Raw genomic sequence first — 20,341 nt, 5'->3', positions numbered from 1 at the left:
GCTCCTTTGATCTCGGCGCGCATTATGGCGTAGCTGCCGTTATACGCACCGTGTGCATTGTTAGCAGATTTTTCCTTTACCGCCAGAAAACCGGCCGTTACACCCGTATCCCGCGATGCCCCCTAACGGCAGAACGCTGGTTATAATGCGCGGCCTTTTGTGTCAGGCAACATCAGACAGGTACTACAGACACACGCTATTTATTTTCGTAGCGTTGGCAGTATTTGTTCGATTTCACGGGTCAACGGTGTGCCTGTTGACTCAGGTAGCGGCGCAGGCCAGGCCGCTCAACCAGACTCGCCAAGCCCCTATTTCTGCGCCTGCGAGCCTGCTTTCACAATTTGTCAGGTGGTTTTATGGACAGCATCAACAGCCGCATCGCCGAGGAACTCGGCGTACGCCCACAACAGGTCGAAGCGGCCGTCGCGCTACTCGATGAAGGCTCTACGGTTCCCTTCATCGCCCGTTACCGGAAAGAAGTGACCGGCAGCCTCGATGACACCCAGTTGCGTCATCTGGAAGAACGTCTGCGCTACCTGCGAGAACTCGACGAACGGCGCATCAGCATCCTTGCCAGCATCCAGGAGCAAGGCAAGCTGACCCCGCAACTCGAGCGTGACATCAAGCTCGCCGACACCAAGACCCGCCTCGAAGACTTGTACCTGCCGTACAAGCAGAAGCGCCGCACCAAGGGCCAGATTGCCCTCGAAGCCGGCCTCGGCGACCTGGCCGACGGCCTGTTCAACGACCCGACACTGACGCCGGATGTCGAAGCCGCGCGCTTCGTCGATGCCGAAAAAGGCGTGGCCGACGTGAAGGCTGCTCTCGAAGGCGCCAAGTACATCCTCATGGAGCGCTTCGCCGAAGACGCCGGCCTGCTGGACAAGCTGCGCAATTACCTCAAACAGGAAGCCACCCTCAGTGCCCGCGTGATCGCCGGCAAGGAAGAGGAAGGCGCCAAGTTCCGCGACTACTTCGAACACGACGAACCGTTGAAAAGCATGCCGTCGCACCGCGCACTGGCGATTTTCCGTGGCCGCAACGAAGGCATTCTCAGCTCCGCGCTGAAAGTCGGTGATGAACTGCCCGGCACCATGCACCCGTGCGAAGGCATGATCGGCCAGCACGTCGGCATCCAGAACCAGAACCGCGCCGCCGACAAATGGCTGGGCGAAGTGGTGCGCTGGACCTGGAAGGTCAAGCTCTACACCCACCTGGAAACCGACCTGCTGGGTGAACTGCGCGATAGCGCGGAAACCGAGGCGATCAACGTGTTCGCCCACAACCTGCACGACCTGCTGCTGTCCGCCCCGGCCGGCCCGCGTGCCACCCTGGGCCTCGACCCGGGCCTGCGCACCGGTTGCAAGGTCGCCGTGGTTGATTCCACCGGCAAGCTGCTGGATCACGCCACGGTTTATCCGCACGTGCCGCACAACAAATGGGACCAGACCATCGCCGTGCTCGCCGCCCTGTGCGCCAAGCATTCGGTCGATCTGATCGCCATCGGCAACGGCACCGCCAGCCGTGAAACCGACAAGCTGGCCGCTGAGCTGATCAAAAAATATCCAGCCATGAAGATGACCAAAGTCATGGTCTCCGAAGCCGGCGCGTCGGTTTACTCGGCCTCGGAACTGGCATCCAAGGAGTTTCCGGACCTCGACGTGTCGATCCGTGGTGCCGTGTCGATTGCTCGCCGCCTGCAAGACCCGCTGGCCGAGCTGGTGAAGATCGATCCGAAATCCATCGGTGTCGGCCAGTACCAGCACGACGTGTCGCAGCTGAAACTGGCGCGCGGCCTGGATGCGGTGGTCGAAGACTGCGTGAACGCCGTAGGCGTGGACGTGAACACCGCTTCCGTGGCGCTGCTGGCGCGCATCTCCGGCCTCAATGCAACCCTGGCGCAGAACATCGTCAGCCATCGCGACGAGCACGGTGCGTTCAAAACCCGCGCCGCGCTGAAGAAAGTCGCGCGCCTTGGCGAGAAAACCTTCGAACAGGCCGCCGGCTTCCTGCGCGTCATGAATGGCGAGAATCCGCTGGATTCGTCCGCCGTGCACCCGGAAGCCTATCCGCTGGTTCAGCGAATCGCGGCTGAAACCGACCGTGACATCCGCTCGCTGATTGGCGATGCCGCGTTCCTCAAGCGCCTCGATCCGAAGAAATACACCGATGAAACCTTCGGTCTACCGACCGTGACCGACATTCTCCAGGAGCTGGAAAAGCCCGGTCGCGACCCGCGTCCCGAGTTCAAGACCGCCGAGTTCCAGGAAGGCGTCGAAGACCTCAAGGACTTGCAACCGGGCATGATCCTCGAAGGCGTGGTGACCAACGTGACCAACTTCGGCGCGTTCGTCGACATTGGCGTGCATCAGGACGGTTTGGTGCATATCTCTGCACTATCGGAGAAGTTCATCAAGGATCCACGGGAAGCGGTGAAGGCCGGCGATGTGGTGAAAGTGAAGGTCATGGAAGTCGACATCCCGCGTAAACGCGTGGGCCTGTCGATGCGCATGAGCGACACTCCCGGCGAGAAAATCGACGGTGCTCGCGGTGCGCGTCCAGGATCGGCTCCGCGCCAATCCCAGAACACCGCGCCGCGCAAGGAAACCACGGCGGCGGCTCCGGCCAACAACGCCATGGCTTCGCTGTTCGCCAATGCCAAGCAGTTGAAGAAACGCTGATGGAGATCCCGGCCGGGCTGACCGAAAGCGCGTTTTTCAAGCATCTGGGCTGTCGTCTGCACAGCCTGGAAACCGGGGTGGCGCAAGTCGCCCTGGCGCTGGAACCCGAGCTGCGCAATCGCGGCGGCAAGCTGCACGGCGGGGCCTTGTTCAGTCTGGTGGACATTGCCATGGGGCTGGCCTGCTCCAGCACCCACGGCTTTGATCAGCAGAGCGCGACCATCGAATGCAAGATCAACTACATCCGCGCCGTCGCTGACGGTGAAGTGATGTGCACCGCCCGGGTGATCCACCCGGGCCGGCGCACGCTGGTGGTCGAAGCTGACGTGATGCAAGGCGACAAACTCGTCGCAAAAGCACAAGGCACGTTCGCTGTCCTGTAGCTAGACGTCATCGATTTGAGTTAATTTCAACGCAATCAAACCTGTGGGAGCGAGCTTGCTCCCACAGGGATTGTGCGGTTATTGACTGACCGGCATATGGCCTGAGCGGCTCCAAAAACCAGGCGAAAACGCCAGTTTTAACTTCACCCTTGTAGACCGTCTTGCCCACCCCCATATTGGGGCGACTGACGCGTGAAGGAATCCAACTTGAGCGAACTTCTCAACCGCCGCCTGGCTCTGCTCGGCGAGCGCGCTAACCTCTCTCTGCTCGAACAGTGCCTTCACGGCATCGAACGTGAATGCCTGCGCGTGACCGATGAAGGTCGGCTGGCGCAAACGCCGCACCCGGAAGCATTGGGTTCCGCGCTGACCAACGAACAGATCACCACCGACTATTCCGAATCGCTGCTGGAGTTCATCACCCCGGCCCTGCCCGATCCGGCGGACACGCTGGCGAGCCTGGACAAGATTCATCGCTTTGCCTACAGCAAGCTCGGCAACGAGTACCTGTGGAGTCCATCGATGCCGTGCCCGCTGCCGGCCGAGGAAGATATCCCGATCGCCTATTACGGCACGTCCAACATCGGTCAGCTCAAGTACGTCTACCGCAAGGGACTGGCCCTGCGTTACGGCAAGACCATGCAGTGCATCGCCGGGATTCACTACAACTTCTCCCTGCCGGAGAAACTCTGGCCTCTGCTCAAGCAGGCCGAAGGCTTCGTCGGCACCGACCGCGACTATCAGTCGTCGGCCTACATCGCCCTGATCCGCAACTTCCGCCGCTACAGCTGGCTGCTGATGTACCTGTTCGGCGCATCGCCGGCACTGGACGCCGGCTTCCTGCGCGGCCGTTCGCATCAGTTGGAACAGCTGGATCCGGACACCTTGTACCTGCCGTACGCCACCAGCCTGCGCATGAGTGACCTGGGTTACCAGAGCAACGCACAGGCCGGCCTGACGCCGTGCTACAACGATCTGGGCAGCTACATCGACAGCCTGCGCAAAGCGGTGGCCACGCCCTATGCGCCGTACGTCGAAGTCGGCACCCACAAGGACGGTGAGTGGGTTCAACTCAACACCAACATCCTGCAGATCGAAAACGAGTACTACTCCAACATTCGCCCCAAACGCGTGACCTACACCGGCGAGCGGCCGATCCAGGCGCTGATGGCCCGTGGCATCCAGTACGTTGAAGTTCGCTGCCTGGACATCAACCCGTTCCTGCCGACGGGCATCGATCTCACCGAATCGCGCTTCCTCGACGCCTTCCTGCTGTACTGCGCCCTGAACGACAGCCCGTTGCTGACCAACACCAGCTGCGGCAATGCGACCTCGAACTTCCTCAGCGTGGTCAAGGAAGGTCGCCGTCCGGGCCTGCAACTGCAACGCGATGGTCACCCCGTTGACCTGAAAGAGTGGGCCGCACAATTGCTGGAAAACATCGCGCCCCTGGCGGCGATGCTGGATCAGAGCCACGGCGGCGATGCCCACAGCAAGGCGCTGGATGCGCAACTGGCCAAGGTCAAGGACCCATCCCTGACGCCATCGGCCCAAGTCCTGGCGGCCATGGCCGAGCACAAGGAAAGCTTTGCCCAGTTCTCCCTGCGCCAGAGCCGCGCCCACGCCGAGTTTTTCCGCAGCCAGCCATTGCCGGCTGAGGAACAGGCCCGGTTTGAAGAACTGGCGCGCTCGTCGCTGGCTCAACAGGCGGAGCTGGAACAGAACGAAGTCGGCGATTTCGACGTGTTTGTCGGGTCGTATCAGGCGAGCATTCTGGCGATCAGCAACTAACCTGCAGCCGTAGCCTCCTTGTGGGAGCGGGCTTGCCCGCGAAGGCGCCGTATCAGTCAACATGATCGTCGACTGACACGCCCTTTTCGCGAGCAAGCCCGCTCCCACAGAAAGACGATCCAAGCGACTCCTTAGATTTTTCCGCTCATAAGCTCATTCTAAAAAGTTATTTATTTTCGAATTCTTATATCATTTAGTCTCCTTTCACGCCGACTCTCGGTCGCCTGACAAGGAGCTTCCCGATGAAACTGCATTTCCCTCTTCGCCTGCTGGCGGCCGCCTCTCTAGCGGCAGCGAGCTTCTTTGCCCAGGCGGCTGACGTGACCGTCGCCTACCAGACCACCGTTGACCCGGCGAAAGTCGCCCAGGCCGATGGCGCCTATGAAAAAGCCACCAAGGCCGACATCAGCTGGCGCAAATTCGATAACGGTGCCGACATCATCGCCGCCATCGCCTCCGGTGACGTGCAGATCGGCTACCTCGGTTCCAGCCCCCTGACGGCGGCCATTACCCGCAAAGTCCCGGTGGAAACCTTCCTCATCGCCACCCAGATCGGCGCCGCCGAAGCGCTGGTGGCCCGTGACGGTTCCGGGATCAAGACCCCGCAAGACCTGAGCGGCAAGAAAATCGCCGTGCCATTCGTTTCCACCGGCCACTACAGCCTGCTGGCCGCGCTGAAGCACTGGAACATCGACCCGTCGAAAGTCACCGTCCTCAACCTCGCCCCGCCCGCCATCATCGCTGCATGGAAACGCGGCGACATCGATGCCACCTACGTGTGGGACCCGGCCCTGGGCGTCGCCAAGGAAAACGGCAAAGTGCTGATCACCTCCGGCGAACTGGCCAAGTTCGGCGCGCCGACCTTCGATGCCTGGATCGTGCGCAAGGACTTCGCCGAGAAGCACCCGGAAATCGTCACTGCGTTCGCCAAAGTGACCCTGGACGCCTACGCCGACTACCGCAAAGACCCGAAAGCCTGGCTGGCCAATCAAGGCAATGTCGACAAGCTTGTAAAACTGTCTGGCGCCAAGGCCAGCGATATTCCGCTGCTGCTGCAAGGCAACGTCTATCCGCTGGCGGCTGATCAGGTCATCACCCTGGGGGCGCCGACCACCAAGGCCATCACCGACACCGCCGCGTTCCTCAAGGAACAAGGCAAGGTCGAGGCTGTGCTGCCGGACTACGCACCCTACGTCAGCGCCAAGTTCATCACCAACTGATCGGGAGTTCATCGCCATGGCCTTGCTACAGCTGGAGCGCATCAGCGCACAGTACCCTGGCAGCCCGGAACCGGTGCTGGCGGATATTTCCCTGAGCCTGGGGCCCCGGCAATTGCTGGTTGCCCTCGGCCCGTCCGGCAGTGGCAAGACTTCGCTGTTGAACCTGATTGCCGGTTTCGTCGAACCCAGCGCCGGACGCATCACCCTCGACGGCGTGCCCGTCAAAGGCCCGAGTGCCGAACGCGGCGTGGTGTTCCAGGACGACGCCCTGCTGCCCTGGCAGGACGTGCTGGCCAACGTCGGCTTCGGCCTGGAACTGGCCGGCATTCCTCGGGACAAACGCGAAATCCGCGCCCGGGAAATGCTCGCGCTGGTAGACCTTTCCGGATTTGAACACCGCCGCATCTGGCAACTGTCCGGTGGGCAGAAGCAGCGCGTCGGCCTGGCCCGCGCCCTCGCTGCCGACCCACGGGTTTTATTGATGGACGAACCCTTTGGTGCCCTCGATGCGTTCACCCGCGAGCAGATGCAGGAACTGCTGCTGCAAGTCTGGCGGCGCACGGCCAAACCGGTGTTCCTGATTACCCACGACATCGAAGAAGCCGTGTTCCTCGCCACCGACCTGATTCTGCTGGCGCCCAATCCAGGGCAAATCGTCGAACGCCTGAGCCTGGACTTCGGCCAGCGTTACGCGGCCGGCGAGTCGGCACGGGCGATCAAATCCGACCCGCGCTTTATCGAAACCCGCGAACACGTGCTCGCCAGAGTCTTCTCCCAACGCAGCGCCGCCCAGCGGCAGGAGCGCGCATGAGCAGCTATGAAATTCCGGCCGTTGCGGTAAAACCCGGCGCTTCGGTGATTCCGGTTCGTCGCACTTTGAGCACTCGCTGGATCAGCGTGCTGACGCTGATCGCCCTCGTGGTCCTCTGGTGGGCCGTTACCGCGACCGGTTTGATTGAACCCTTGTTCCTGCCACCACCGTCCGCCGTCCTGCAAAAAGGCTGGTTGCTGGCCACCAGCGGCTACATGGATTCGACCCTGTGGCAGCACCTGGGCGCGAGCCTCAGCCGCATCGGCCTGGGCCTGGGCTTCGCGGTGCTGAGCGCCGTACCGGTTGGCATCGCCATCGGCCACAACCGCATCGCTCGCGGCGTTCTCGATCCGCTGATCGAGTTCTACCGCCCGATTCCACCGCTGGCCTATCTGCCGCTGATCGTGATCTGGTGCGGCATCGGCGAGCTGTCGAAAGTGCTGTTGATCTACCTGGCCATTTTCGCCCCGATCGCCATTGCCACCGCGACCGGTGTACGCACGGTCGACCCGGCGAAGTTGCGCGCCGCGCAGTCGTTGGGCGCGACCCGTGCGCAGTTGATTCGCCATGTGATTCTGCCCAGCGCGCTGCCGGATATTTTGACCGGTGTGCGCATTGGTCTGGGTGTGGGCTGGTCGACACTGGTCGCCGCCGAATTGATCGCCGCCACCAGCGGCCTGGGTTTCATGGTGCAGTCGGCCGCGCAGTTCCTGGTCACCGATGTGGTGGTCCTGGGGATTCTGGTGATCGCGCTGATCGCCTTTGCCATGGAGATGGGCTTGCGCGCCCTGCAACGCAAACTCGTGCCATGGCACGGCCAGGCTCACTAAAAATTGCCATGTGAAAAACCTGTGGGAGCAAGCTCCCACAGGAGTCAACACTCAGATTTGAAGAGAACCACCATGAGCCACCTGACCATCACCCCACTAAGCTCCGCCCTCGGCGCGCAGATCAGCGGCGTCGACATCAGCCAGCCACTGAACCTGGAACAGCGCGACGCCATCGAGCAAGCGTTGCTCAAGCATCAGGTACTGTTCTTCCGCGACCAACCGATCACGCCCCAGCAGCAAGCGCGTTTCGCGGCCAATTTCGGTGATCTGCACATTCACCCGATCTACCCGAACGTGCCGGAACAACCGGAAGTACTGATTCTCGACACCGCCGTCACCGACGTGCGCGACAACGCAATCTGGCACACCGACGTGACCTTCCTGCCCACCCCGGCGATGGGCGCGGTGCTCAGCGCCAAGCTGCTGCCGGAGTTCGGCGGCGACACCCTGTGGGCCAGCGGGATTGCGGCGTACGAAGCCTTGTCGGCGCCGGTGAAAGCCTTGCTCGAAGGGCTGACCGCCACCCACGACTTCACCCGTTCGTTCCCGCTGGAGCGCTACGGCAATACGCCAGAAGCGTTGGCCCAATGGGAAGAAGCACGGCGCAAGAATCCACCGCTGTCGCACCCGGTGATCCGTACCCATCCGGTGAGCGGGCGTCGCTCGTTGTTCGTCAATGAAGGGTTCACGTCGAAGATCAACGAGCTGTCGGAAACCGAAAGCGAGGCGATTCTGAAGTTCCTGTTCGCCCACGCCACCCGGCCGGAATTCACCATTCGCTGGCGCTGGCAGAAAGACGACATCGCCTTCTGGGATAACCGCGTGACACAACATTACGCGGTGGATGATTACCGGCCGGCGCGGCGGGTGATGCAGCGGGCGACGGTGTTGGGGGATGTGCCGTTTTTTCGCTGAACTCCAAGTGCAGTATTGATTGTCCCGGCCCCATCGCGAGCAGGCTCGCTCCCACACTGGTTCTGTGTTGACCAAAATTTTGCGGTCAACCGCCATCCCTGTGGGAGCGAGCCTGCTCGCGATAAGGACGGAGCAGACGCCAGAAGACCTGGCTGACGGTTACTCAGCCGTCGAAGGCTTCTCCCAAAGATTGATCCCACCCTCCTGAGCAAACCGGTCGATCTCCGCCAGCTCCTGCTCACTGAAACTCAAATTCTTCAACGCCCCGACGTTCTCGATAATCTGCTCCGGCCGGCTCGCACCGATCAGCGCCGAGGTTACGCGTGGGTCGCGCAAGGTCCAGGCCAGGGCCAGTTGCGCCAGACTTTGACCGCGACGCTTGGCGATCTCGTTAAGCGCACGCACGTGGGCAATGTTGGCCTCGGACAGGTGCGAAGCCTGCAACGAAGCGCCGCCAGGACGATTGACCCGTGCATCCGCCGGCACGCCATTGAGGTACTTGTCGGTCAGCAAACCCTGGGCCAGTGGCGTGAACGCAATCACACCCGTGCCAAGTTCGTCGGTGGTATCGAGCAGGTCTTTTTCCACCCAGCGATTGAGCAGGTTGTAGGCCGGTTGATGGATCAGCAGCGGGACTTTCCACTCTTTGAGCAGCGCCGCCATTTCGCGGGTCTTCACCCCGGAATAGGACGAAATGCCGATGTACAGCGCCTTGCCCTGTTGCACCGCGGTGGCCAGTGCGCTGGCGGTTTCTTCCAGCGGGGTGTCCGGGTCGAAACGGTGGGAATAGAAAATGTCCACGTAATCCACGCCCAGGCGCTGCAGGCTCTGGTCGAGGCTGGCCAGCACGTACTTGCGTGAACCGCCGCCCTGACCGTAAGGGCCGGGCCACATGTCCCAACCGGCCTTGCTGGAGATGATCAGCTCATCGCGGTATTGCTTGAAGTCCTCGCGCAGCAAACGCCCGAAGTTGATCTCGGCGCTGCCGTAGGGCGGGCCGTAGTTGTTGGCCAGGTCGAAATGGTTGATGCCCAGGTCAAACGCAGTGCGCAACAACGCACGCTGGGTATCGATCGGCGTGCTGTCGCCGAAGTTGTGCCACAGACCCAGGGACAGCGCCGGCAGCACCAGCCCGCTGCGGCCCACGCGGCGGTAAGGAATGGAGTCGTAGCGGTTTTCGGCAGCGGTGTAAGTCATCGAATCCTCTCTTGTCTGTCTTGAATCTGGTATCGACTGCTTCGCCAGTCGCCCAGCATACGCTTAGACAAACGCCAGAAAAGCCCGACGTCGACCAATTGCTGAAACGTTTCACAGAATTCATCGTTTGATCTCATCCGGCCCGCGCAAACACATCCCCCAAACACCGGCATCGGTGACGGTGGTGTGTCATTGAGGAATTTCATCCCGGGCGAATGGGCAGATCCTGCGGGTCAAGGGTGGGTTGGTTTAAGGCCGGGCCCGCCTGACCTATGCTCAGTAGTGGTATTGATGACTTGGCTTGCACTGACACCGTCGTGACCCCAATCGCGAGCAAGCTCGCTCCCACAGGGATCGCAGTGATCTTTGTGGGCGCGAGCTTGCTCGCGATCGCGGTTTGTCGGGCATTGCTCATCTATCGGACGGAACACAGACCATGCACACCACCATCATCATCACCTTCGGCCTGATCCTCCTGGCGCTGATGCTGTTCATCGGCGAGAAAATCGGCTTCACCCGCCAGACCCTGGCCTATGGCTTTGTCGCGCTGTGGCTGGCGCTCACATTGATCAATTCCGCGGTCGGCATGGTTCACGCCGGTCAGCCATTGAGCACCGAAGTGGTGGTCGGGACCGTGGTGTTCAGCGTTCCGGTGGCGGCGCTGGTGTTGTTCATGGTGCTGACCAGCGAAACCTGATCCCCCGATCAACGCACCAGATGCAGGAACTGCATGTGCCGCTCGTACTGATCAAGGATGTCGTTGATGATCTGTTCCTTGGTGTACCCCACCAGATCGTAGTTCTGACTGCCCTCGCTCAAATGCACTTCGGCCCGGTAATAACGACGGTTGTTGAGCTCCTTGGAGCCCATGCCGCCGCGGGCAAATGACGGCGTGAAGTAGCCACGCATCTGCACCTGATAGATAAACGGATGCTCGTCACCGTGACCAATTTCCAGGCTGACGTTGTCATTGGCCGGGTCCGGCTGCGTGATGACCTTCAGGCCCTTTTCGACGAACACCGCCGAGACTTCTTCAATGGCCGGGCGCACCGTCGAATCGAGGAAGCGATAGACCTCGTCCCGCGACGGGAAATGCACCGCCTGACTCAAGCGCTGACGCCAGCCGCCGCGCCGCGAGCCGGACACCGGCGCCAGGGAATGCAACTGCGCGATCTGCTTTTGCGACTCCAGGTAAAACGCTTTGTGCAGCCCCCACATCATCAACAGCAAAATCAGCGAGAACGGCAGCGAAGTCAGCACCACCGCCGACTTCAGCGCATCGATGCTGCCGGAGAACAGCAGCGCACTGGTCACCAGCGCCGTCATCGCGCCCCAGAACACCCGCAGCCATTTCGGCCCGTCTTCGTCCGGGTTTCCGCCCTTGGCGGACAGCGTCGACAACACCACCGTGCCGGAGTCGGCCGAAGTCACGAAGAACACGAAGCTGATGAACACCGTGACCGCAATCACGGTTTTGCTCCACGGGTAGGTTTCCAGCAGCAGGTACAGGGTCATCGACGGGTTATCGATGGCCGACATGCCCAGCGCACTCATGCCATGGTTGAGCACTTGGTCGATGGCGCTGTTGCCGAAAATCGACATCCACGCCAGGGTGAAACCGAGCGGGATCAGCAGCACACCGAAGACGAATTCGCGGATGGTGCGGCCGCGGGAAATCCGCGCGATGAACAGGCCCACGAACGGCGACCAGGCAATCCACCAGGCCCAGTAGAACACCGTCCAGCCGCCGAGCCAGTCGCTGGGTTTGTCATAAGCGTAAAGGTCGAAACTTTTCATCGGCAAGGCGCCGAGGTAGTCACCGAGGTTCTGGATCAGGGTATTGAGCAGGTGCTGCGTCGGGCCGGCGAACAACACGAACAGCAGCAACGCGCAGGCCAGCAGCATGTTGATGTCGGACATGACCCGCACACCCTTATCGACGCCGGACACGGCAACGATGATCGCCGCCCCCATCATCAGGGTGATCAGGCCGACCTGAATCCACTGGGTGTGGGCGATGCCGAACAGGTAGTCCAGGCCCGAGTTGAGGTGCAGCACACCAAAGCCCATGTCCGCACCGAGACCGAACACCGTGGCGATGATGCCGAAGCCATCCACCGCGTAGCCGATCGGCCCGTTGATGCGCTTGCCAATCAGCGGATACAGCGCCGAACGCAAGGCCAGCGGCAGGTTATGGCGGTAGGCGAAATACGCCAGCGCCATGCCGACGAAAGCGAACACACCCCAGCCGTGCAGCCCCCAGTGCAGAAACAGAATCTGCATCGCCTGACGCGCTGCATCCGCCGTGCCGGCCTCGCCTTGGGGCGGTTGCAGCATGTGGGTCAGCGGTTCGGACACACAGAAGAAAAACAGGGTGATGCTGATGCCGGCGGCGAACAACATGCCGGCCCAGGACAGGTAGCTGAACTCGGGCTCGTCGTGGTCGGCACCGAGCTTGATCTTGCCGTAGCCGGACAAGGCGGTGACCACCACGAAGACCAGATACAGCGTCATCGCCAGCATGTAGTACCAGCCGACCGTGTTGGCCGCCCAGTTTTGCGCCGCCAGCAACCAGGCACCGGCCTGTTCGGGCAAGGCGATGACCACGACGCCGAACAGCAGAATGAAACTCGCCGCAAAGTAGAACACTGGCGGATTCATGCGGACCAGGCCGCTTGGAGGGAGGGACGATGCACTCATGAACGGTGCACCTCGAAGGGGTAAAACGTGGCTGTAGAAATCAGACTCAGCAAAGGCAAGCCTCCTGTTGTGAGCGGGCGGCGAACCACCGGTTTAACTTGAATGAACGTTCAATTTAAACATGGATAGGGTGCTAAGGACTAATCGCAGGGCTCGGCGGTCGTTTTCTTGTGCCAGTTCAAGGGAGGGTATGAGGCAGGATTAAATCAAAGCCGTTAGCTCGATTCGGCATGAAATCCAATCGCGAGCAAGCTCGCTCCCACCGCGGATCTTCAGTGAACACCATGACTGTGAACACCCGAAAATCCTGTGGGAGCGAGCTTGCTCGCGATGAGGGCCTGTCAGTCAGCCAGGATTTCTGGAATTACTTCTGCGCCCCATCATCATGCTGCAGATTCGCCTGGGTCAGGTTGCTGCCCGCCGGCACGCTGCGGGTCAGCCAGACGTTGCCGCCAATGGTCGAACCCTTGCCAATGGTGATCCGTCCCAGAATCGTCGCGCCGGCATAGATCACCACGTCATCCTCGACAATCGGGTGACGCGGCTGGCCCTTCTGCAACTGACCGTCTTCGTCCGCCGGGAAGCGCTTGGCGCCCAGGGTCACGGCCTGATAGATCCGCACGCGCTCGCCGATGATGGCGGTCTCGCCGATCACCACGCCTGTCCCGTGGTCGATGAAAAAACTGCGGCCAATCTGCGCGCCGGGGTGAATGTCGATGCCGGTGGCCGAGTGGGCGATTTCCGCGCTGATCCGCGCCAGCAACGGCAAACCGGCGCGATACAAATGGTGAGCCAGGCGATGGTGAATCACCGCCAGAATCCCCGGATAGCACAGCAATACTTCATCGACGCTGCGTGCCGCCGGGTCACCGTGATAGGCCGCCAGAACATCGGTATCGAGCAGGCTGCGCAACCCCGGCAACGCGAGGGCGAAGTCCTGGATGATCTGGATGGTCCTGGCCTCGACCTCGGTGTCGACCTTGGCGCTGTGGCGCGCGGCGTAGCGCAATTCGAGCCGCGCCTGAGCCAGCAAGGCATTCAGTGCGACGTCGAGGGTATGGCCGACGTAGAAGTCTTCACTTTCCTCGCGCAGGTCCACCGGTCCCAGGCGCATGGGAAACAGCGCACCGCACAAGGCTTCGAGAATCTCCGCCATGGCCGCGCGGGACGGCAATTCGCGCCCTCCCTGCTCGGTGCTGGCACGGCCGTTTTGCGCGCGCCACTGGTCACGTGCCGTGCGCAGCTGGCTGACGATGCTCTGCAATTGCCAATGGCTGGAACGCTCACTCACGGTAAAAACTCCTCACGGGCGGCCGGACAGTCTGGCCGCGTCAAAGGCAAATACTTTACGGCAAGGGCCGTGAGCCAAATTAAGAACCAATTGTGCTGTGTTAAGCACTGTTGGCTATAAGCGATTGGTGGTTGGCGGTTGCCGCTTCAAATAGGCGTGCCTATAGTCCACACATCTCCCACCGCCAGTACGGAACCATGTTCAATCAAGAGCCGATCAAACAACAGCTTGCCCGCTTTAACCGTCTCGACCTGCTCGGTCAGCCCACCGCCCTGGAAAAGCTCGAACGCCTGTCGACCTGGCTGGGCCGCGACGTGTACGTCAAACGCGATGACCTGACACCGCTGGCCATGGGCGGCAACAAGCTGCGCAAACTCGAGTACCTGGCCGCCGATGCCCTGGCGCAAGGTGCCGACACCTTGATCACCGCTGGCGCGATTCAGTCCAACCATGTGCGCCAGACGGCCGCCATTGCCGCCAAACTGGGCCTGGGCTGTGTAGCGCTGCTGGAAAACCCCCTCGGCACCGACGACGCCAACTATCTCGGCAATGGCAATCGGCTGTTGCTGGACCTGTTCGATGCCAAGGTCGAGCTGGTGGAAAACCTCGACAATGCCGACGAGCAATTGCATGCCCTCGCCGCTCGCTTGCGCAGCAACGGCAAAAAGCCGTATCTGGTGCCGATTGGCGGCTCCAATGCGCTGGGCGCCCTGGGGTATGTGCATGCCGGGTTGGAACTGGCGGAACAGATCAAGGACACCGGCCTGAATTTCGCCGCCGTGGTGTTGGCCTCGGGCAGCGCCGGAACCCACAGCGGCCTGGCATTGGCCTTGAGCGAAGCACTGCCGGATTTGCCAGTCATTGGCGTCACGGTGTCCCGTAGCGATGAGGACCAGCGACCGAAGGTACAGGGCCTGGCCGAGCGCACCGCCGAGTTGCTGGGTGTGAGCCTGCCGAAGAGTTTCAAGGTCGAGTTGTGGGACGAGTATTTCGCGCCACGCTACGGCGAACCCAATGCCGGGACTCTGGCGGCGGTGAAGCTGGTGGCGAGTCAGGAAGGCCTGCTGCTGGACCCGGTCTACACCGGCAAGGCGATGGCCGGGTTGCTTGATGGCATCGGTCGTCAACGCTTCGATGAAGGCCCGATCATCTTCCTGCACACCGGTGGGGCGCCGGCGTTGTTTGCCTACAAGGACTTTCTGTAACCGTGAAGATCAAAAGATTGCAGTCGCAGGCTGCGATCTTTTCCACAATGCTCACATATTCCTTTATTGCATAACAAAAATAGAATTTATTATTTTCTAATCTAATAACGCCATCATATAGTCATACCTTAGGCAAATTTGCTGCAAGACGCATACGCTGCTTTAGGGCAGGATATCGCAGTCGTTCAAATCCCGAATTTGCCAACTTTCCTAAAGCGTCTTCCATAAGAAAACACAGGGGCTTGTCATGAATTTTTCCGCACTACGTCGAAATCTGCTGGTAGGTTCGCTGGGCCTGGCGCTGGGCGTCGGTCTGCTGGGCCAAGCGGTTGCCGGTGAGCAACTGCAAAAAATCAAGGACGCTGGCGTGATCAACGTCGGTCTGGAAGGCACCTACCCGCCGTTCAGTTTCGTCGACGCCGACGGCAAACTGACCGGCTTCGAAGTCGAGTTCTCCGAAGCCCTGGCCAAAGAGCTGGGCGTGAAGGTCAAACTGCAACCGACCAAATGGGACGGCATCCTCGCGGCGCTGGAATCCAAGCGTCTGGACGCGGTGATCAACCAGGTGACCATCTCCGAAGAGCGCAAGAAGAAGTATGACTTCTCCGAGCCTTACACCGTTTCCGGGATTCAGGCGCTGACGCTGACCAAGAACAAGGACACCATCAAGACCGCCGCCGACCTGGCCGGCAAGAAAGTCGGCGTAGGCCTGGGCACCAACTACGAAGCGTGGGTGAAAGAGAATGTGCCCAAGGCTGACGTCCGCACCTACGAAGATGACCCAACCAAGTTCCAGGACCTGCGTGTCGGCCGTATCGACGCCATCCTGATCGACCGCCTCGCCGCGCTGGAATACGCCAAGAAAGCCAAGGACACTTCTGCCGCCGGCGAAGCGTTCTCCCGTCAGGAAGCCGGCATTGCCCTGCGCAAAGGCGAGCCTGAACTGTTGGCCGCTGTGAACAAAGCCATCGACAAGCTGCGCGCCGACGGCACGCTGAAAAAGCTTTCGGAAAAATACTTCAGCGCTGACGTCACTCAATAATGGAAGAAGCTTTTCAACTCGCACTGGACTCCCTGCCCTTCCTGCTCAAGGGGGCCTACTACACGGTCATCTTGAGCCTGGGCGGGATGTTCTTCGGCCTGGTGATGGGCTTCGGCCTGGCCCTGATGCGCTTGTCGCGCTTCAAACTGGTGAGCTGGATCGCCCGCATCTACGTGTCGTTCTTTCGCGGCACGCCGTTGCTGGTGCAACTGTTCGTGATCTATTACGGCTTGCCGCAATTGGGCATGGAACTTGATCCGCTGCCGGCAGCCCTGATCGGCTTCTCGCTGAACATGGCCGCCTACGCCTGTGAAATCCTGCGTGCCGCGATCAGCTCCATCGAGCGCGGCCAGTGGGAAGCGGCTGCCAGTATCGGCATGACCCGTGCGCAGACCCTGCGCCGGGCCATCCTGCCGCAGGCGATGCGCACCGCATTGCCGCCGCTGGGCAACAGTTTCATTTCGCTGGTCAAGGACACCGCCCTGGCAGCCACCATCCAGGTGCCGGAGCTGTTCCGTCAGGCTCAGCTGATCACCGCCCGTACCTTCGAAGTGTTCACCATGTATCTGGCCGCCGCGCTGATCTACTGGATTCTGGCCACGGTGCTGTCGCACCTGCAGAACCAGTTGGAAGCCCGGGTCAATCGGCACGACCAGGAGTCCTGACCCCATGATTGTCGTGGAAAAACTGACAAAGCAGTTCAAGGGTCAAGTCGTGCTCAACGGCATCGATCTGCAAGTGAAGGAAGGTGAGGTCGTGGCGATCATCGGGCCGAGCGGCTCGGGCAAGACCACGTTCCTGCGCTGCCTGAACTTCCTGGAAGAACCCACCAGCGGCCGGATCAAGGTCGGCGACATCGAGATCGATACCAGCCGCCCGTTGAACCAGCAGCAGAGCCTGGTGCGCCGCTTGCGCCAGCACGTGGGCTTCGTGTTCCAGAACTTCAACCTGTTCCCCCATCGCACCGCCCTGGAAAACGTCATCGAAGGCCCGATCATCGTCAAGAAGATCCCGCACGCCGACGCCGTTGCCCTGGGTAAAAAGCTGTTGGCCAGGGTCGGCCTGGCGGGCAAGGAAGACGCCTACCCGCGCCGCCTCTCGGGCGGTCAGCAACAGCGTGTGGCGATTGCCCGTGCGCTAGCGATGGAACCTGAAGTGATCCTGTTCGACGAACCGACCTCAGCGCTGGACCCGGAGCTGGTCGGCGAGGTGCTTTCGACTATTCGCAGCCTGGCCGAGGAAAAACGCACCATGGTCATCGTCACCCACGAAATGGGCTTCGCCCGCGACGTGGCCAATCGTGTGGTGTTTTTCGACAAGGGCGTGATCGTCGAGCAAGGCGAAGCGAAGGCGCTGTTTGCCAATCCGAAGGAAGAGCGCACCAAACAGTTTCTCAGCAAGTTCCTGAATAACGCTCACAACTAAATCCCCTCGCAACAATTGCAAACTTCCATGGATGGAAGTTTCACCCTCCTATCAAAACCCCTTTCAAACATAATTAAGCAACACAGACAATAAGCAACTTTTTGTCAGAGCACGCGGTACATATTTATATCCTGCAACAAACACATAACGTCTCCAGGCCGCTCGCCGCCACCCCACACCACCGCCAAAAAACCAAGCATTGCTGGCCTTCATGGTCAATGTCGACGCACCTATAGCGTTTATTAACTTCATTACGTAGGAACTTTCTGAATAACAGCGGATTTTGTATTCGAGCAACTAACGCTATTGACACTTATTCAATCGAACTCGTATCTAGTCTCCCACCGACGTCAATCATCACGCGCACTCATTATTTCCACTCAAAGTAATGAACGGTCTTGCTGCTCGATATTAAAGTTTCCGGTTTTCCAGAAACCGACCTCGTTGCAAGACTTCAAGGAGACTCTATGACAAGCACCTCGAACAAAACCGGACTGGCGGCCCCGACCCTGGCGCAATCCCACAAAACCGGCATCAACATCACTTCCGCCGCGCACCTGCTGATCGAGGTGCCCGCCTACGCCACAATGGACGAAGGCGACCTGATCGAACTGTTCTGGAACCACTGCTACGTCGCCTCCCGCGTGCTGACCGCCACTGACGTCGGCCATCCCGTTCAACTGCGCGTGCCCGAGAGCTTCATCGACAATGGCACCTCGCGCATCCACTACCGGGTCATGCAGGTCGGCCGGGGCCCGGCGCTGTCTGCCGCCAGATCCGTACAGATCAAACTCGATTGCCCCGGTGGCCAGCCCTCGGCCCTGTGTGGCGACGAAAACCAGAGCCTGGCACCGGTCAGCATCCCCGAGACGATCCGCCGCCAGGGGGTCAATCCGAACCAGGTCAAGCGGGGTGTGCCGTTAACCATCGAGCCGTACCTGAACATGGCCGTCGACGATGAAATCACCCTGCGCTGAGGTGACGTGCGCATGGACCTGCCCCGGGTCAAGACCAGCGATGTTGGTCAACCGATCCAGGTCTGGGTGCCGCCAGCGATCATCCTCGAAGGCGGCGAAGACCTGCGCCTGGAAGTGACGTACTGCATCCTCGACCGCGTGGGCAACAACTCGCGCTGGGCGCCGGCGCGAACGCTGAAGATTGGTTGCGCCAACCCTTACCTCAAAGTCCCGAAGAAAGCCTCCCTCAAAGCAGCCGAAGCCCGCAGGCGATGAGACATTTGCGCCTTGCGCGGCGCTTTTTCTGCAGGAGCAAGGCGTGTCCGCGATGGCGATCCAATGGGCGCTATCGCGGGCACGCCTTGCTCCTGCAAAAAGCCAAATCCAGCCTTGAACTGTTGCCCCAGAAACAACTGTTGCCCCATGAACAGTGGGCGATGACACACTTCTATATATATTCCTAAAAGTTAGTTCATAACTTATTTATAAACGCTTAGGGTATATAGACCGGACCACCGGACATTCTTGTTTTCGTTCGCCGCACCCCGCGGCGCTTCCATGAGATGTGAGGTAGGTATGGTCCGGAACACAATCACCCCAGTGCAGATCGCCAGGGCATTGCGTGCAGCCAAGGAGTGGCGTTGATGTCCAGTCTGGCAGAAGCAATTGTCCAGAGTGATCTGGACGTCGCCCCGCTGTTGTTGCCCGCGCAGGTGTTGCGCAACGACGCACAAGCGATCAAGGCGGCCCATGAGCTGGCGCAAGTCGCCCGCCTGCAAGCGGCCAAACGCGACCAGCAGCGCAAGCTGCCGTGGTCGGAAATCGAACAGTTCACCCGCAGCGGCCTGGGCAGCATCGCCATCCCGCGCGAGTACGGTGGCCCGCAGGTTTCGTTCGTCACGTTAGCCGAGGTGTTCGCGATCATTTCCGCGGCAGACCCGGCGCTCGGACAAATCCCGCAGAACCAGTTCGGCATCCTCAACCTGGTGTCCGGCAGCGCCACCGAAGTGCAGAAAAAACTGCTCTTCAAAAGCGTGCTCGAAGGCTGGCGCATCGGCAATGCCGGCCCTGAACGCGGCAACAAAAACACCCTGGAACTCAAGGCACGCATCACCGCCGACGGCGATGGCTATGTCCTCAACGGGCAGAAGTTCTACTCCACGGGCGCGCTGTTCGCGCACTGGGTCGCGGTCAAGGCGCTCAATGACGACGGCAAGCAAGTGCTGGCCTTCGTGCGTCGCGGCACGCCGGGCTTGCGCATCGTCGACGACTGGTCCGGTTTCGGCCAGCGCACCACCGCCAGCGGCACCATTTTGCTCAACAACGTGCGGGTCGATGCCGAACTGGTGGTGGACAACTGGAAGATCAATGAAAAGCCCAATACCCAGGGCGCCGTCTCGCAACTGATCCAGGCCGCCATCGACGCCGGTATCGCCCGTGGCGCCATCGACGACGCCATCGAATTCGTGAAAACCCGTGCCCGGCCATGGATCGACGCCAAGGTCGACCGGGCCAGCGATGACCTGTACGTGATCGCCGACATCGGCAGACTGAAAATCGAATTGCACGCCGCCGAAGCCCTGCTGCGCAAGGCCGGGCAGGTGCTCGATCAGGTCAGCGCCGCGCCGCTCACCGCCGAGTCCGCCGCCCGCGCCTCGATTGCCGTGGCCGAAGCCAAAGTGCTGACCACCGAGATTTCGCTGCTGGCCAGCGAGAAGCTGTTCGAACTGGCCGGCAGCCGCGCCACCCTCGCCGAGTTCAACCTCGACCGCCACTGGCGCAACGCCCGGGTGCACACCCTGCACGACCCGGTGCGCTGGAAATATCACGCCGTCGGCAGCTATCACCTGAACGGCACATTGCCCGCTCGCCATTCCTGGATTTAACGACCAGA

The 20,341-nt window shown here is 60.8% G+C and carries 16 protein-coding genes and 1 pseudogene; 14 read left to right on the top strand and 3 right to left on the bottom strand.

The window, feature by feature from the left end:
- Positions 1 to 356 precede the first annotated feature (356 nt).
- The 7 genes from F7R06_RS10615 to tauD all read left to right on the top strand — a co-directional run bounded on the left by F7R06_RS10615 (position 357) and on the right by tauD (position 8,631).
- On the top strand, positions 357 to 2,681 hold the full coding sequence (locus tag F7R06_RS10615) for a Tex family protein (protein ID WP_090327862.1): 2,325 nt from the start codon (positions 357 to 359) through the stop codon (positions 2,679 to 2,681).
- Positions 2,681 to 3,064, top strand: coding sequence for a PaaI family thioesterase (locus F7R06_RS10610; RefSeq protein ID WP_090327859.1), 384 nt, complete (start codon positions 2,681 to 2,683; stop codon positions 3,062 to 3,064). The genes F7R06_RS10615 and F7R06_RS10610 overlap by 1 nt, the downstream gene beginning before the upstream one ends.
- Positions 3,065 to 3,271: 207 nt before the next feature.
- Positions 3,272 to 4,855, top strand: a complete 1,584-nt coding sequence (gene gshA / locus F7R06_RS10605) for a glutamate--cysteine ligase (RefSeq protein ID WP_090327856.1) — start codon at positions 3,272 to 3,274, stop codon at positions 4,853 to 4,855.
- Positions 4,856 to 5,097: 242 nt separating this feature from the next.
- Positions 5,098 to 6,075 carry a taurine ABC transporter substrate-binding protein gene (tauA, locus tag F7R06_RS10600; RefSeq protein WP_090327854.1) on the top strand — a complete coding sequence of 326 codons (978 nt, stop codon included), beginning with the start codon at positions 5,098 to 5,100 and terminating at the stop codon, positions 6,073 to 6,075.
- Between the two features lie 16 nt (positions 6,076 to 6,091).
- The gene (tauB, locus tag F7R06_RS10595; RefSeq protein WP_090327851.1) at positions 6,092 to 6,886 is read left to right on the top strand and encodes a taurine ABC transporter ATP-binding subunit; all 795 of its coding nucleotides are present in this window, start codon (positions 6,092 to 6,094) and stop codon (positions 6,884 to 6,886) included.
- Entirely contained in the window at positions 6,883 to 7,716 is an 834-nt protein-coding gene (gene tauC / locus F7R06_RS10590) for a taurine ABC transporter permease TauC (protein ID WP_090327849.1), read from the top strand. Before tauB ends, tauC begins: the two co-directional genes overlap by 4 nt.
- Positions 7,717 to 7,788: 72 nt before the next feature.
- Positions 7,789 to 8,631, top strand: a complete 843-nt coding sequence (gene tauD / locus F7R06_RS10585; protein WP_090327846.1) for a taurine dioxygenase — start codon at positions 7,789 to 7,791, stop codon at positions 8,629 to 8,631.
- Positions 8,632 to 8,790: 159 nt separating this feature from the next.
- Here tauD and mgrA read toward each other — a convergent pair whose 3' ends face one another.
- Positions 8,791 to 9,828 (bottom strand): L-glyceraldehyde 3-phosphate reductase, encoded by a 1,038-nt coding sequence (gene mgrA, locus F7R06_RS10580; RefSeq protein WP_090327844.1) that lies wholly within the window; start codon positions 9,826 to 9,828, stop codon positions 8,791 to 8,793.
- A 436-nt stretch (positions 9,829 to 10,264) separates the two neighbouring features.
- Between mgrA and F7R06_RS10575 the strand changes: the two genes are divergently transcribed.
- Positions 10,265 to 10,525, top strand: a complete 261-nt coding sequence (locus tag F7R06_RS10575) for a hypothetical protein (RefSeq protein ID WP_090327842.1) — start codon at positions 10,265 to 10,267, stop codon at positions 10,523 to 10,525.
- Positions 10,526 to 10,533: 8 nt separating this feature from the next.
- On the opposite strand, the gene betT is transcribed toward F7R06_RS10575, so the two are convergent.
- Complete coding sequence (betT, locus tag F7R06_RS10570; protein ID WP_162842405.1) at positions 10,534 to 12,489, bottom strand: choline transporter BetT; 1,956 nt, start codon at positions 12,487 to 12,489, stop codon at positions 10,534 to 10,536.
- Between the two features lie 403 nt (positions 12,490 to 12,892).
- The gene (epsC, locus tag F7R06_RS10565; protein WP_090327837.1) at positions 12,893 to 13,819 is read right to left on the bottom strand and encodes a serine O-acetyltransferase EpsC; all 927 of its coding nucleotides are present in this window, start codon (positions 13,817 to 13,819) and stop codon (positions 12,893 to 12,895) included.
- Between the two features lie 197 nt (positions 13,820 to 14,016).
- Between epsC and F7R06_RS10560 the strand changes: the two genes are divergently transcribed.
- From F7R06_RS10560 to F7R06_RS10535, 6 genes and pseudogenes are all read left to right on the top strand, one after another.
- Complete coding sequence (locus F7R06_RS10560) at positions 14,017 to 15,024, top strand: D-cysteine desulfhydrase (protein ID WP_090327834.1); 1,008 nt, start codon at positions 14,017 to 14,019, stop codon at positions 15,022 to 15,024.
- A gap of 247 nt (positions 15,025 to 15,271) precedes the next feature.
- Positions 15,272 to 16,066, top strand: a complete 795-nt coding sequence (gene tcyJ, locus F7R06_RS10555; RefSeq protein WP_090327831.1) for a cystine ABC transporter substrate-binding protein — start codon at positions 15,272 to 15,274, stop codon at positions 16,064 to 16,066.
- Positions 16,066 to 16,731: a cystine ABC transporter permease gene (gene tcyL, locus F7R06_RS10550; RefSeq protein ID WP_090327828.1), complete on the top strand. Its 666-nt coding sequence runs from the start codon at positions 16,066 to 16,068 to the stop codon at positions 16,729 to 16,731. The genes tcyJ and tcyL overlap by 1 nt, the downstream gene beginning before the upstream one ends.
- A 4-nt stretch (positions 16,732 to 16,735) precedes the next feature.
- Complete coding sequence (gene tcyN, locus F7R06_RS10545) at positions 16,736 to 17,491, top strand: L-cystine ABC transporter ATP-binding protein TcyN (RefSeq protein WP_090327826.1); 756 nt, start codon at positions 16,736 to 16,738, stop codon at positions 17,489 to 17,491.
- Positions 17,492 to 17,958: 467 nt separating this feature from the next.
- Positions 17,959 to 18,723: pseudogene (locus F7R06_RS10540) on the top strand (hypothetical protein).
- A gap of 368 nt (positions 18,724 to 19,091) precedes the next feature.
- Positions 19,092 to 20,333, top strand: coding sequence for an SfnB family sulfur acquisition oxidoreductase (locus tag F7R06_RS10535; RefSeq protein WP_090327823.1), 1,242 nt, complete (start codon positions 19,092 to 19,094; stop codon positions 20,331 to 20,333).
- Positions 20,334 to 20,341 lie beyond the last annotated feature (8 nt).

Origin of the sequence: Pseudomonas moorei, from assembly GCF_008801475.1 — a bacterium.
In the GTDB taxonomy this organism is placed as follows: domain Bacteria; phylum Pseudomonadota; class Gammaproteobacteria; order Pseudomonadales; family Pseudomonadaceae; genus Aquipseudomonas; species Aquipseudomonas moorei.
Note: the sequence above shows the minus strand (reverse complement) of the source record. Positions and strands in the feature narration are given on the sequence as shown.